We start from the raw sequence: 12,656 nt of genomic DNA, 5'->3' as shown, positions 1-12,656 counted from the left end.
ACCTGCGCGATACATATCCGCGCCGCCCGCCAGGGCAAGCAGCGGCATCGTTCTCGCATTCAAGATTCCGTGCGCGTCCAACAAGGACTACAGCCCGGCAAAAGCCGCCATATGGAAGGCCTGGGCATCGGCCGGATAGCGATAGTCGACGCCATATGGACAGGCATTGCGGTCAAGGCAGCCGCCGGCGCGACAGGCAGTCCCGTCCGTTCCGCGCACATGCGCCAGGCAGGTCTCGTGTCGAAAACCTTGCTCGGAATAGGCATCCACCGGACAGGATTTCATGCAGGGTTTGTCGATGCATGTGTCGCAAAGATGAATCGCTTCGCGAGGTTGAGGAAGAGACAACTCCTCCTCGAACAGCAGAGCGCCGCGGTAGGCATGCCAGAGGCCATAAGTTGGATGCATGAGGATGCTGAGCGGCGACGGCTTCAGTCCTTCCGCCCGCATCGCCCATTGCTGGAACGGCAGATAGGGTCGATCGGAGGGCGACACGGCGCGCGCTCCGAATTCTTGCGCGACCGCGCCGATCATCTGCCGCGACCATGTATCGAGCGGATTGGCCACCGGCTGCGGCTGCTCCTCCAGCCAGCGCTGAAAATGCGGCCACGGTGCAGCGCCGGCCTGTCCGACAAGCAGGACGGATTTGGCAGCACCGCCTGAAGCCGCGGCGGGTGCGGCTTCACCGCCGGCAAAGCCGAACCCGCCACGAAGAATGAGGCCATTCGCCGCAAGCGCGGCCGCGATCCCTTCGATCCGGCCGTGCGCGCGCGTCATCCTTTCCGGTCCGGGTCGGAGAACGCGCTCCGCCAGACTTCCTTGTGAATGATGTTGGCGACTTTAGCCCGGCCTGACTCGGGCTCCTTTCAAGTGAAGGCGTCGGGCATCGAGGCCTTCTTCTTGGCGATGAACTCCTTCAGCGCTTCGTCGATCGACGGATCGAGGTGAGGAGCTTCGTAGCTCTCCAGCCAGCGGCGGGCGAGCTCGTTGGCGCGCTGCGGCGCTGTCTTCTCGCCTTCGGCCAGCCACTGCTCGTAGGAATTGTTGTCGGCGATGCTCGAGCGGTAGAACGCAGTCTGGAAATTGGCTTGGGTGTGGTCGCAGCCGAGATAATGGCTGCCCGGACCGACCTGGCGGATGGCATCCATCGCCTGGCCGTTTTCCGACAGGTCGACGCCCTCGGAGAATTTCTGCGTCATGCCGAGTTGGTCGATGTCCATCATGAACTTCTCGTAGCAGGACGCCAGCCCGCCTTCGAGCCACCCGGCCGAATGCAGGACGAAATTGGTGCCGGCCAGGATGGTCGAGTTCAGCGTGTTGGCGCTCTCATAGGCCGCCTGCGCATCCGGGATCTTCGAGGCGCAGAGCGAGCCGCCGGTGCGGAACGGCAGGCCGAGCCGCCGGGCAAGCTGCGCCGCGCCGTAGGAGACCAGCGACGGCTCCGGCGTGCCGAAAGTCGGCGCACCCGACTGCATCGAGATCGACGAGGCGAAGGTGCCGAACAGCACCGGTGCGCCGGGGCGGACGAGCTGCGTGAACGAGGCGCCGGCCAGCACTTCGGCCAGGACCTGCGTCAGCGTGCCGGCAACCGTCACCGGGCTCATCGCGCCGGCCAGGATGAACGGCGTCACGATGCAGGCCTGGTTGTGGCGCGCATAGACTTTCGCGGCGCCGAGCATGGTCTCATCGAAAACCATCGGCGAGTTGGCGTTGATCAGGCTGGTCAGCACCGTGTTGTTCTCGACGAAATCGTCGCCGAACACGATCTTGGCCATCGCGACCGTGTCCTCGGCCCGCTCCGGCGCGGTCACCGAGCCCATGAACGGCTTGTCCGAATAGCGGATATGCGAATAGACCATGTCGAGATGGCGCTTGTTGACCGGCACGTCGACCGGTTCGCACACCGTGCCGCCTGAATGGTGGATCGAAGGCGCCATATAGGCGAGCTTCACGAAATTCTGGAAATCCGCGATCGTGGCATAACGGCGGTTGCCGTCGAGGTCGCGCACGAAGGGCGGGCCGTAGACCGGTGCGAAGACGGTTGCATTGCCACCGATCTGCACCGAGCGCTCCGGATTGCGCGCATGTTGGGTGTAGATCGAAGGCGCGGTCTTCAGCAACGAGCGGCAAAGCCCTTTCGGGAAATGCACGCGCTCGCCCTTGACGTCGGCGCCCGCCTTTTTCCAGAGCGCGAGCGCCTCGGCGTCGTCGCGAAAGATGATGCCGATTTCTTCCAGCACCGTGTCGGTGTTCTTCTCGATCAGCGCCAGGCCTTCCTCGTTGAGGACCTCATAGACGTTGATTTTGCGCTTTATATAGGTGAGCTGCGTGCCCGGACCGCCGCCCGAGCGGGCTGCCCGGCGTGCCGCAGCGCCACTGCCGGCGCCACGCCCGCGCCTGCCGCCCGACGCTTCCTGTTCGACTGCCGCGTTATCGCTCATGATCGATCTTCCCGTGAATTGGTCTGAATTGGCCGGCGGCCCGTTTTTGCCGCCGCTTCTTGCCGGATCGTAGCCATGCACCCTATTGGAAACGGCTCGCCAGCGCCAACGCCTGTCGCAAAATCGACAAGGAAACCAATAGATTTCCAGTCGCTTTCCTTTTGCGGAAAGTCGCAAATCAGCTATGGATACCTCGCCCTCACGGGTTAGGTATTGGCGCATCGATTTTTAGGCTGCCGCGGTCATTCCGAGCAGCAAGGAGCCCGAGGAAAAAATGGCCGACGACGAGATCATCCTTTCCGAGCTTTCCGACGAGGAACTTGTGCAGCAGATGCATGACGACCTCTATGATGGGCTGAAGGAAGAAATCGAGGAAGGTACTCATATTCTTCTCGAGCGCGGCTGGCAGCCCTACACGGTGCTGACCGAGGCGCTGGTCGAAGGCATGCGTATCGTCGGCGAGGATTTCCGTGACGGTATCCTGTTCGTGCCGGAAGTGCTGCTCTCGGCCAACGCCATGAAGGCCGGCATGGCCATCCTGCGTCCGCTGCTCGCCGCCACCGGCGCCCCCAAGCAGGGCAAGATGGTGATCGGCACCGTCAAGGGCGACATCCACGACATCGGTAAGAACCTTGTCGGCATGATGATGGAAGGCGCCGGCTTCGACGTCATCGACCTCGGCATCAACAATGCCGTCGAGAAATATCTGGAGGCGATCGAGCAGCATCAGCCCGACATCATCGGCATGTCGGCGCTGCTCACCACCACCATGCCCTATATGAAGGTCGTCATCGACACGATGAAGGAAAAGGGCATTCGCGACGACTACGTCGTTCTCGTCGGCGGCGCGCCGCTCAACGAGGAATTCGGCAAGGCCGTTGGCGCCGATGCCTATTGCCGCGATGCGGCGGTGGCGGTCGAGACCGCCAAGGACTTCATGAAGCGCAAGCACAACGTTCGCGCCTCCGCCTGACCGAGGCATCAGGATGGATCGAAAAAAAGCCGCGCCTTGCAGCGCGGCTTTTTTGTTACCAGATGATGGAAGAGATGGCCTCGCATCAGGGCTTGGTGACTGTGTCCTCGACCGCCTTGGCCGTCGATTTGACATCCTTGCCGACGCCCCGGACGGTGTTGGCGCAGGCCGTCAGGACCAGCGCGCAGGCGAGAATGGCGACGGGGCCAAGGCGCAACAGTTTCATGGACGGGTGTCTCCCTCGTTCAATGGATTCGATCAACTGCAACGGAAGTCGGCTCAGCTGAATTCATGGCCAAGGCCCAAAAAACACAAACGAATCAAGCAGACAGGCTTCTGGTCATTGCCTGCGGGATGATCGCGCGCGAAGTTCTGGCCGTCAAGGAGCGGCTGGGGCTCGACCATCTCGAACTGACCTGCCTGCCGGCCGAGTTTCACTTCTATCCCGACCGCATCGCACCGGCCATGGACAAGGCGATCGTAAAGGCCAAGGCCGAAGGCTATCGGCACATCTTCGTCGGCTATGGCGATTGCGGCACCGGCGGGTTGCTTGACCAGGTGATCGAAAAACACGGCGTCGAGCGAATGCCAGGACCGCACTGCTTTGCCTTCTACCAAGGCATGGATGCCTATGCGAAGGTCGCCGACGATGACATGATGTCGTTCTACATGACCGACTTCCTCTGCCGTCAGTTCGAAGCTTTCTTCATCAAGCCGCTCGGCCTCGACAGGCATCCCGAGCTGATCAAGGATTATTTCGGCAACTACGAGAAGCTGATTTATCTCGCCCAGACCGACGATCCGGAACTCGACAAGGTCGCGGAACATGCCGCCGCTCTGCTCGGCCTCGCCTATGAGCGCCGTCCGACCGGCTATGGCGATCTGACGGATGAGCTGGCCCGGGTTTCGACGATTAGCTAGTGCCGGCCAAGGGGGAATCGATGTCCTTTCGGCCCTTGCTTCTGTCTTTTCTCGTGGGTGTCTATTCAGTCGTGCCTGCGCACGCCGACGGCGAGGTGCAGAAGCTGATCACCTCTGCCGACAAGGCACGGCTCGACAAATATGGAGAAACTCGCAAGGCCGCCCTTGAAGAAGCCAAGGCCGGCGATCCGGCCGAGGTCAGGCAGCTCGATGCGTTGCTCGCCAGGCCGCTCGTCGCTTTCTCCGAAAAGGACCTTACCGGCAACTGGAAATGCCGCACCATCAAGGCTGGCGGCCTGAGCCCGCTCGTCATCTACGGATGGTTCAAATGCAAGGTGACCGACGATGGCTCGGGCTGGAAGCTGGAGAAGATCAGCGGCTCGCAGCGCACCGCGGGCCGCTTCTTCGATGATGGCGAGAAGCGCGCCATCTACCTAGGTTCCTTTTCCGTCAACGACGACAAGGCAAAGCCATATGGCAGCGGCCCCGAGAGCGACCAGGTCGGCTACGCCTTCCGCAGCGGCGCTGCCGAATGGCGCATCGAATTCCCCTCGCCCTACTACGAATCGAAACTCGACATCATGGAATTCAAGCGCTGACTGCGCACGATCGGACCGGCTTGAGACTTTTCGGACCGGGATCACGCATCTCCCGCCGGCTCACCAAGGATTAACTCGCCCGCCCTAGCATGCGCCCGGTTTCAAGAGCGGGTGCTTGCCATGGCAGCGTCGGGATCCAGTCCGCAGCCGATCGTGGTCGTCACGGAGGGCGGTCCGCATGTCTGGGCCCTTGTCAACGCGCTTGCCGATCGCGTCGGGCCGGTCAGCGTCGTCCTCGAAACGCCTGAATCCAAAAAACGCCTGCTGCTCGGCCGGGCCCGCCGCCAGGGCTGGACATCGGCTGTCGGCCAGTTCGGCACGATGGTGCTGACAAGGCTCGGCAAACGGTTCTTCGCCGGCCACGCCGCGCGATTGATTGCCGAAGAGAGGCTTGAGACAGAGCCGCGGCAAGATCAGGCGATCATCCATGTGCCCTCCGCGAACGGCAAGGAATGCCTCGAGGCGATCGAAAACATCAACCCGGGCGTCGTGCTGCTTGCCGGCTGCAGACTCTTGTCCAAAGACACGTTGGCGAAGATACCGTGCCCCGTCCTCAACTATCACGCCGGCATTGCTCCGAAATATCGCGGCATGAATGGAGGTTATTGGGCATTGGTCTCCGGCGATCCGCAAAATTTCGGCACCACCGTTCATCTCGTCGATGCCGGCGTAGATACCGGCGGCGTGCTCAAGCAGGCGCGCGGCAAGCCTAAGCGCGGCGACTCCATCGCCAGTTACGCGCTGCGTCAGGCGGCGTTTTCCCGCGAGATCTGCGCCCAGGCGATCAGCGATGCGCTGGCTGGAAAACTCGCGACTTTCGATCCCTCCTTGCCGTCCAGGCAATGGTATCATCCGACGATCTGGTTCTATTTCTGGACCGGCTTGATGAAGGGGATTTGGTAGCCGTCCGTTAGCCGGATTTCACCTTTCTTTTTGCGACCTCCAACAGCGTCGCTTTTGAATGCGCGCGCGTCGTCCCATAACAAGCGGTCCAAAGGCGCTTGCGGCAATGCTCGAAACGTCGAGGAGTTGAGAATTCATGGCCGATCTGATCGTCGTCTATTGGCGCGACATTCCTGCCCAGGTCATTGTCCGCAAGGGCCGGCAGAACGCCAAGCGCGAGCTGCCGCTGCGCTTCACCGAAGCGATAGACATGTGCGCCATGCGCACGGGAGCCGGCGGCACCGATGACTATCTCGCCGAATGGCGCAAGGCCGACCCCGTTCCGGTCGGCGACGACATCGAGGTTGAGGTCGAGAAAGCTTACCAGGAACTCGACACGAAATATGACCGCGAGCGGCTGGTCGCTCTGGTCAAGGCGGGCGGGAAAGAAAATGTCTGAGAAACAGCCGGCAGTTACCCAGGCCACACTGGTCAAGAAGGCGGCGCCGAAGTCCGACTACAAGCCTGCAGACGTGTCCCCGCAGCGACGCGTTCAGCGCACCTTCGCAGTGCGGCTGTGGTCGATCCGCCATTCGCGATTGCTCGAATGGTTCTACAGCAGGTTCGCCGATGTCTTTCTGTTGCTGCATCCTCTGTGGAAGGGTATCGGCTACGGCCGCGTCGAGGCCCCGGTCAAATTCGTCGAGAAGCGCGTCAAGGGCTTCATGTTCGACTGCCGCATGTGTGGCCAGTGCGTCCTGTCCTCCACCGGCATGTCGTGCCCGATGAACTGCCCCAAGCAGCTCCGCAACGGTCCCTGCGGCGGTGTGCGCGCCAATGGCAATTGCGAAGTCGAGCCGGATATGCCTTGCGTCTGGGTCAAAGCCTGGGAGGGCTCCCGCAATATGGTTCATGGCGACAAGATCCTGACCGTGCAGAAGCCTGTCGATCAGTCGCTGCGTGAAACCTCGGCCTGGCTCAGGGTAACTGCGCAGTCGGCCGCAGCGCGCGAAGCAGCACAGAACTCCCAGAACACCGGAGCTTCAGCATGAACTTCAGCCAGCGCGACGAGAATCCTGCCGGTATCCACCTGCCGCTCGATCCTCTTCCCGGCCACTCTTCGCGCGGCCGGCTGGAGCGCGTGCTGCGGCGCGGCGAGTTTGCGGTGACGACCGAGCTCAACCCGCCCGACAGCGCCGATCCGGAAGACGTCTACAACCGCGCTAAGATCTTCGACGGCTGGGTCGACGCCATCAACGCCGTCGATGCGTCAGGCGCCAACTGCCACATGTCGTCGGTCGGCATCTGCGCGCTGCTTACTCGCATGGGCTATGCCCCGATCATGCAGATCGCCTGCCGCGACAAGAACCGCATCGCCATCCAGGGCGACGTACTGGGCGGTGCGGCGATGGGTGTCGCCAACATGCTTTGTCTGACCGGTGACGGCGTCCAGGCCGGCGACCAGCCGGGCGCCAAGCCTGTGTTCGACCTCGACTCGATGTCGCTGCTCGAGACCATCCGCATCATGCGCGACAACGGCAAGTTCCTGTCCGGCCGCAAGCTGACGACCCCGCCCCAGGTGTTCCTGGGCGCCGCCGTCAATCCGTTCGCGCCGCCTTTCGATTTCCGTCCGATCCATCTCGGCAAGAAGATCGCCGCCGGCGCGCAGTTCGTGCAGACGCAATATTGCTTCGACGTGCCCATGTTCAAGACCTTCATGCAGAAGGCACGAGACCTCGGCCATACTGAAAAGGTCTTCATCCTTTGCGGCGTCGGCCCGCTGGCATCGGCCAAGACGGCCAAGTGGATCCGCTCGAACGTGCCGGGAATCCATATCCCCGATCCCATCATCAAGCGGCTCGAAGGCGCTCAGGATCAGAAGAAGGAAGGCAAGCAGCTCTGCATCGACATCATCAATGAGGTGAAGGAAATTCCGGGTGTTGCCGGCGTCCATGTGATGGCCTATCGGCAGGAGGAATATGTCGCCGAGATCGTCGATGAATCGGGCGTGCTGAAGGGCCGTCAGCCCTGGAAGCGGGAGATTCGCCGCGACGACCAGTTGGTCGCGGACCGGCTCGATCACATTCTGCACGACGAGATTACCGAAACCCAGGTGGATATGGTGAAGACTGCGCATTGAAGGCGTTGCCGGCACTGAACTGCTTGAACGAAACCAGATAACGATATAAAGAACTCTTTATATCCCGACGGAGAGATTTCATGACCCGCACCATCGTCGCCTCGGCGACCCGAGAGATCGTCATCGGCTTCGACCAGCCCTTCTGCGTCATCGGCGAGCGTATCAATCCGACCGGCCGCAAGAAGCTGGCCGCCGAGATGGTGGCCGGCAATTTCGAGACCGTCATCAAGGATGCGCTGGAACAGGCCGCCTGCGGCGCCACCATGCTCGACGTCAATGCCGGCGTCACCGCCGTCGACCCGAACGCCACCGAGCCGGCGCTGCTGGTGCAGACGCTGGAGATCGTGCAGAACCTCGTCGACCTGCCGCTGTCGATCGATTCCTCGGTGACCGCCGCGATCGAGGCGGCGCTGAAGGTGGCCAAGGGCCGCCCGCTGGTCAACTCGGTCACCGGCGAAGAAGAAAAGCTCGAGGCCATCCTGCCGCTGGTCAAGAAATACAACGTTCCGGTCGTCGCCATTTCCAACGACGAGACCGGCATTTCGATGGATCCGGACGTCCGCTTCGCCGTCGCCAAGAAGATCGTCGAGCGCTGCGCCGACCATGGCATTCCGGCCCACGACGTCGTCGTCGATCCGCTGGTGATGCCGATCGGCGCGTTGGGCGACGCCGGCCGCCAGGTGTTCTCGCTGCTGCGCCGCCTTCGCGAGGAGCTCAAGGTCAACACCACCTGCGGCCTCTCCAACATCTCCTTCGGCCTGCCGCACCGCCACGGCATCAACGCCGCCTTCATCCCGATGGTGATCGGCGCCGGCATGACCTCGGCGATCATGAACCCGGTCCGTCCGCAGGAAATGGAAGCCGTGCGCGGCGCCAATGTGCTGAACGGCACTGACGAGAACTGCACCAACTGGATTCGCACCTACAAGGACTACAAGCCCGCCGAAGGTGGCCATGCCGTTGCTGCTCCGGTCGCGGTCACCGCCCCTGGCGAAGGCGCTGCCGCCGGCGGGCGCCGTCGCGGCGGCAGGGAAGCCCGGATGGCCAGGGGATAAGCGCGCAATCGTGAACCCGCCTCCCAATATCACCGACCCGCTCGTGCTGTTCATGCCGTCCGGCAAGCGCGGGCGGTTTCCGGTCGGCACGCCGGTGCTGGATGCCGCGCGCCAGCTCGGTGTCTACGTCGAAAGCGTGTGCGGCGGCCGCGCCACATGCGGGCGCTGCCAGATCGAGGTGCAGGAAGGCAATTTCGCCAAGCACAAGATCGTCTCTTCCAACGAGCACATCTCGTCGAAGGGCGCCAAGGAAGAGCGCTACGAGCGGGTGCGCGGCCTGCCTGAACGCCGCCGCCTCTCCTGCTCGGCGCAGATCCTCGGCGATCTCGTCATCGACGTGCCGCAGGACACGGTCATCAACGCCCAGACCATCCGCAAGGACGCCGACACCAGGGTGATCGCCCGCGATACGGCGATCCGCATGTGCTATGTCGAGATCGAAGAGCCCGACATGCACAAGCCGCTCGGCGATCTCGATCGGCTCAAGATCGCCCTGATGAAGGACTGGGGCCTTACGAACCTCGAGTTCGACTTCTACCTCATGCCCCAGGTGCAGGGCATCCTGCGCAAGGGCAACTGGACCGCCACCGCCGCCATTCACAAGGACGCCGACAGCGACATCGCGCGCGTCATCGCGCTCTGGCCTGGCCTGAAGAACGAAGCTTACGGTCTCGCCTGCGACATCGGCTCGACCACGATCGCCATGCATCTTGTGTCGCTGCTGTCGGGCCGCGTCGCCGCTTCCTCCGGCACGTCCAATCCGCAGATCCGCTTCGGTGAGGATCTGATGAGCCGCGTCTCCTATGTGATGATGAACCCGGATGGCCGCGAAGGCATGACGGTCGCCGTACGCGAAGCCGTTTCCGGTCTTGTCGACAAGGTCTGCACGGAAGGCAATGTCCAGCGCAATGACATTCTTGACGCGGTGTTCGTCGGCAATCCGATCATGCACCATCTCTTCCTCGGCATCGATCCAACCGAGCTCGGCGGCGCGCCCTTCGCGCTTGCCGTTTCCGGTGCCGTGCGCATCAAGGCCTCGGATCTCGGCCTGAAACTGAACCAGGGCGCGCGTCTTTACATGCTGCCCTGCATCGCCGGCCATGTCGGCGCCGACGCCGCCGCCGTCACGCTTTCGGAAGGCCCGCATCGCCAGGACGAGATGATGCTGATCGTCGACGTCGGCACGAATGCCGAGATCGTGCTCGGCAACAGGACCCGCGTGGTCGCGGCCTCGTCCCCAACCGGACCCGCCTTCGAGGGCGCGGAAATCTCCGGTGGTCAGCGGGCGGCACCGGGCGCCATCGAGCGCGTGCGCATCGACCCCGACACGCTGGAACCCCGCTACCGCGTCATCGGTTCGGAATTGTGGTCGGATCAGCCGGGTTTCGCGGAGAGCGTCCAGGCGACCGGCGTCACCGGCATTTGCGGCTCCGGCATCATCGAGGTGATTGCCGAGATGTATCTGTCGGGCATCATTTCGGAAGACGGTGTGGTCGACGGTTCGCTTTCATCCCGCTCGCCGCGCATCGTCGCCACCGGGCGCACCTTCTCCTACCTGCTCAAGGAGGGCGAGCCGAAGATCACCATCACCCAAAACGATGTGCGCGCCATCCAGCTTGCCAAGGCGGCGCTCTATGCCGGCACCAAGCTTTTGATGGAAAAGCAGCACACCGCCCATGTCGACCGCATCCATTTCGCGGGCGCGTTCGGCTCCTTCATCGATCCGAAATACGCCATGGTGTTGGGGCTCATCCCCGATTGCGACCTGGACAAGGTCTCGGCTGTCGGCAATGCCGCCGGCGCCGGTGCCCGCATGGCGCTTTTGAATCGCGGCTACCGTCGCGAGATCGAAGAAACGGTGAGCCGGATCGAGAAGATCGAGACGGCCTTGGAGCCGAAGTTCCAGGAGCATTTCGTCTATGCCATGGCGCTGCCCAACAAGGTCGACCCGTTCCCGAAGCTGGCAGCTGCGGTGAAGCTGCCGCCGCGCAAGACGGTGGGCGAGGATGGCGCCGCCGATGCCACGCCGCGAAGGCGCTCGCGCGAGGAACGCGCGGCACGGCGCGGCCGGGAATAGCCCGGCTGCCGGCCCTTCCGACCTGAGATTTCATTTGCATGCAAATGTTTCCGGATTGACTGATCCGGAAACGATCGCGCTGTTTTCGCGAAATCCGACGGAAACACGCCAGGCGCATTTAGCCTGCCATCGAAGGCCGGCGTGAAATGTCTTCGCGCCGCGGCGACCTTCCGGAGGAACCAACATGTCGATGTTTGATAATCTGAGCCGTTTCGGCGTCACCATCAGGCAGGCTCATGCACGGGGCAAAGCGGTCCGCGCTCTGAACAGCCTGCCTGCTCATGTTCAGAAGGACATTGGCTGGCCGGCGTCGCCGCCGAGCGACCCGCAGGCAGTCCTTCATTCGTTGCTGCTGGGGACGGCGCGCTGATGACCTTCGCCGACAAATGCAAGCTGCTCGGCAGGCGCCGGGGCCCAAACGTGGCCTCGGCGACCGGCGACCACAAGCTGCGGGCCGCGCTGCTGCCACGGCGCTAAGGTGTCCGCCGTCGGATCACGCCGATGTGCCGTGGCCCGAACCTTGACATTTTTAACTGAGGTACAATCTTCGGATTGCGGGGGGAAGTTCTCTTAGTCGGCTCCGTCGAAGTCCGTGTATCCCCATGCCCAGTCTGAAAAGCCACTTCGTCTCGTTCGTTCTCAGGCACAGCCGCAAGAAAGCCTTCTCCAGCCCTGAGAACCTGCAGCGATGGATCGCTTACGCCCGCAGGACCGAGGATCATCATCCGCCGGCCTTGCTCAGGTCGCGCCTGGACATCACTGAAGATGTCGTCGACGGCTTTCCGGTCTATGAGATCGCGCCCAAGGCCGGCGAGCGCCGGCGTATCCTCTACATGCATGGCGGCGCCTTCGTCTTTCAGATCACGACCTACCATTGGGGTCTGATCGCCGAAATGGCGGAACGGCTGGGCTTCGGCATCACCGTGCCGATCTACCCCATCGCCCCGGAGCACGACTTTCACGCCATGTTCGGCATGGTGAGCCATGTCTATCGGCTGATGCTCGAGGAGACCAAGGCCGAGGACATCATCTTCATGGGCGATTCCGCCGGTGGCAACATGGCGGTCGTGCTCACCATGATGGCGGCCGAGCAAGGCCTGCCTCTGCCGTCTTGCCATGTGCTGATTTCGCCCGGACTCGACATGTCGCTGTCCAATCCGGAGGTGTTCGAGGCGGAACGCAACGATCCTTGGCTTGGCATCTCAGGCGGGCTGGAGGCGATCCGGCTCTACAGCGCCGGCATCGATCGCGCCGACTGGCACATCAGCCCGCTCTACGGTGATCTCTGCGTGCTGCCGAAGACATTGCTGCTGACCGGCTCGCGCGACCTGCTCACCCCCGACAACCTGATCTTCGCCGAGCGGGCGCGGGCCGCTGGCGTCGAGGTCGACGTGGTCTACGAAGAAGGCATGTTCCACGTATGGCCGCTGATCGAGATGCCTGAAGCGCGCCGCGCGCGCGACAGCATCGTCGCCTTCCTTACGAGGGAACCGGTGTCCCGCCCTGCCCAGGCGCGGCGTGGGACGAGAGCCATTTTCGCAGACGGTTCCGCACCGGCGGCCGAATAG

At 62.8% G+C, this 12,656-nt stretch carries 14 protein-coding genes; 11 read left to right on the top strand and 3 right to left on the bottom strand.

Features of this window, described 5'->3' with window-relative positions:
- Window positions 1-87: 87 nt before the first annotated feature.
- Together EJ074_RS27220 and EJ074_RS27215 are read right to left on the bottom strand one after the other, a co-directional pair.
- Entirely contained in the window at window positions 88-777 is a 690-nt protein-coding gene (locus EJ074_RS27220) for a hypothetical protein (RefSeq protein WP_095807106.1), read from the bottom strand.
- 89 nt (window positions 778-866) lie between these two features.
- The gene (locus EJ074_RS27215) at window positions 867-2,441 is read right to left on the bottom strand and encodes a trimethylamine methyltransferase family protein (protein ID WP_095807252.1); all 1,575 of its coding nucleotides are present in this window, start codon (window positions 2,439-2,441) and stop codon (window positions 867-869) included.
- Window positions 2,442-2,715: 274 nt separating this feature from the next.
- On the opposite strand from EJ074_RS27215, the gene EJ074_RS27210 reads away from it, so the two are divergent.
- Window positions 2,716-3,414, top strand: coding sequence for a B12-binding domain-containing protein (locus tag EJ074_RS27210; protein WP_095807105.1), 699 nt, complete (start codon window positions 2,716-2,718; stop codon window positions 3,412-3,414).
- Between the two features lie 85 nt (window positions 3,415-3,499).
- On the opposite strand, the gene EJ074_RS27205 is transcribed toward EJ074_RS27210, so the two are convergent.
- Window positions 3,500-3,640: an entericidin A/B family lipoprotein gene (locus tag EJ074_RS27205; protein WP_095807104.1), complete on the bottom strand. Its 141-nt coding sequence runs from the start codon at window positions 3,638-3,640 to the stop codon at window positions 3,500-3,502.
- 65 nt (window positions 3,641-3,705) lie between these two features.
- Here EJ074_RS27205 and EJ074_RS27200 point away from each other — a divergent pair, with 65 nt between their 5' ends.
- The 10 genes from EJ074_RS27200 (at window position 3,706) to EJ074_RS27155 (ending at window position 12,656) form a co-directional block, all read left to right on the top strand.
- A complete protein-coding gene (locus EJ074_RS27200) occupies window positions 3,706-4,335 on the top strand; it encodes a DUF1638 domain-containing protein (RefSeq protein WP_095807103.1) in 630 nt (209 codons plus the stop codon).
- Between the two features lie 20 nt (window positions 4,336-4,355).
- Window positions 4,356-4,934 carry a DUF4893 domain-containing protein gene (locus EJ074_RS27195; protein ID WP_095807251.1) on the top strand — a complete coding sequence of 193 codons (579 nt, stop codon included), beginning with the start codon at window positions 4,356-4,358 and terminating at the stop codon, window positions 4,932-4,934.
- 120 nt (window positions 4,935-5,054) lie between these two features.
- Window positions 5,055-5,837: a formyl transferase gene (locus EJ074_RS27190; RefSeq protein ID WP_129553885.1), complete on the top strand. Its 783-nt coding sequence runs from the start codon at window positions 5,055-5,057 to the stop codon at window positions 5,835-5,837.
- A 136-nt stretch (window positions 5,838-5,973) separates the two neighbouring features.
- Complete coding sequence (locus EJ074_RS27185) at window positions 5,974-6,276, top strand: virulence factor (RefSeq protein ID WP_095807101.1); 303 nt, start codon at window positions 5,974-5,976, stop codon at window positions 6,274-6,276.
- Window positions 6,269-6,868, top strand: coding sequence for a methylenetetrahydrofolate reductase C-terminal domain-containing protein (locus tag EJ074_RS27180; protein ID WP_095807100.1), 600 nt, complete (start codon window positions 6,269-6,271; stop codon window positions 6,866-6,868). The genes EJ074_RS27185 and EJ074_RS27180 overlap by 8 nt, the downstream gene beginning before the upstream one ends.
- The gene (locus EJ074_RS27175) at window positions 6,865-7,956 is read left to right on the top strand and encodes a methylenetetrahydrofolate reductase (protein ID WP_095807099.1); all 1,092 of its coding nucleotides are present in this window, start codon (window positions 6,865-6,867) and stop codon (window positions 7,954-7,956) included. The genes EJ074_RS27180 and EJ074_RS27175 overlap by 4 nt, the downstream gene beginning before the upstream one ends.
- An 80-nt stretch (window positions 7,957-8,036) precedes the next feature.
- A complete protein-coding gene (locus tag EJ074_RS27170; RefSeq protein ID WP_095807098.1) occupies window positions 8,037-9,011 on the top strand; it encodes a methyltetrahydrofolate cobalamin methyltransferase in 975 nt (324 codons plus the stop codon).
- 10 nt (window positions 9,012-9,021) lie between these two features.
- The gene (locus tag EJ074_RS27165; protein WP_165350020.1) at window positions 9,022-11,088 is read left to right on the top strand and encodes an ASKHA domain-containing protein; all 2,067 of its coding nucleotides are present in this window, start codon (window positions 9,022-9,024) and stop codon (window positions 11,086-11,088) included.
- A 184-nt stretch (window positions 11,089-11,272) separates the two neighbouring features.
- Window positions 11,273-11,458 carry a hypothetical protein gene (locus EJ074_RS27160; RefSeq protein ID WP_095807097.1) on the top strand — a complete coding sequence of 62 codons (186 nt, stop codon included), beginning with the start codon at window positions 11,273-11,275 and terminating at the stop codon, window positions 11,456-11,458.
- Window positions 11,459-11,690: 232 nt separating this feature from the next.
- On the top strand, window positions 11,691-12,656 hold the full coding sequence (locus EJ074_RS27155) for an alpha/beta hydrolase (RefSeq protein WP_095807096.1): 966 nt from the start codon (window positions 11,691-11,693) through the stop codon (window positions 12,654-12,656).

The organism is Mesorhizobium sp. M3A.F.Ca.ET.080.04.2.1, from assembly GCF_003952525.1.
In the GTDB taxonomy this organism is placed as follows: Bacteria; Pseudomonadota; Alphaproteobacteria; order Rhizobiales; family Rhizobiaceae; genus Mesorhizobium.
The sequence above is the reverse complement of the archived record's forward strand: the minus strand, read 5'-3'. Positions and strand labels throughout refer to the sequence as shown.

Bases quoted from the DNA above. Each gene is read 5' to 3' on its own strand.
- EJ074_RS27220 (WP_095807106.1), bottom strand. From the start codon at position 777: ATGACGCGCGCGCACGGCCGGATCGAAGGGATCGCGGCCGCGCTTGCG.
- EJ074_RS27215 (WP_095807252.1), bottom strand. From the start codon at position 2,441: ATGAGCGATAACGCGGCAGTCGAACAGGAAGCGTCGGGCGGCAGGCGC.
- EJ074_RS27210 (WP_095807105.1), top strand. From the start codon at position 2,716: ATGGCCGACGACGAGATCATCCTTTCCGAGCTTTCCGACGAGGAACTT.
- EJ074_RS27205 (WP_095807104.1), bottom strand. From the start codon at position 3,640: ATGAAACTGTTGCGCCTTGGCCCCGTCGCCATTCTCGCCTGCGCGCTG.
- EJ074_RS27200 (WP_095807103.1), top strand. From the start codon at position 3,706: ATGGCCAAGGCCCAAAAAACACAAACGAATCAAGCAGACAGGCTTCTG.
- EJ074_RS27195 (WP_095807251.1), top strand. From the start codon at position 4,356: ATGTCCTTTCGGCCCTTGCTTCTGTCTTTTCTCGTGGGTGTCTATTCA.
- EJ074_RS27190 (WP_129553885.1), top strand. From the start codon at position 5,055: ATGGCAGCGTCGGGATCCAGTCCGCAGCCGATCGTGGTCGTCACGGAG.
- EJ074_RS27185 (WP_095807101.1), top strand. From the start codon at position 5,974: ATGGCCGATCTGATCGTCGTCTATTGGCGCGACATTCCTGCCCAGGTC.
- EJ074_RS27180 (WP_095807100.1), top strand. From the start codon at position 6,269: ATGTCTGAGAAACAGCCGGCAGTTACCCAGGCCACACTGGTCAAGAAG.
- EJ074_RS27175 (WP_095807099.1), top strand. From the start codon at position 6,865: ATGAACTTCAGCCAGCGCGACGAGAATCCTGCCGGTATCCACCTGCCG.
- EJ074_RS27170 (WP_095807098.1), top strand. From the start codon at position 8,037: ATGACCCGCACCATCGTCGCCTCGGCGACCCGAGAGATCGTCATCGGC.
- EJ074_RS27160 (WP_095807097.1), top strand. From the start codon at position 11,273: ATGTCGATGTTTGATAATCTGAGCCGTTTCGGCGTCACCATCAGGCAG.
- EJ074_RS27155 (WP_095807096.1), top strand. From the start codon at position 11,691: ATGCCCAGTCTGAAAAGCCACTTCGTCTCGTTCGTTCTCAGGCACAGC.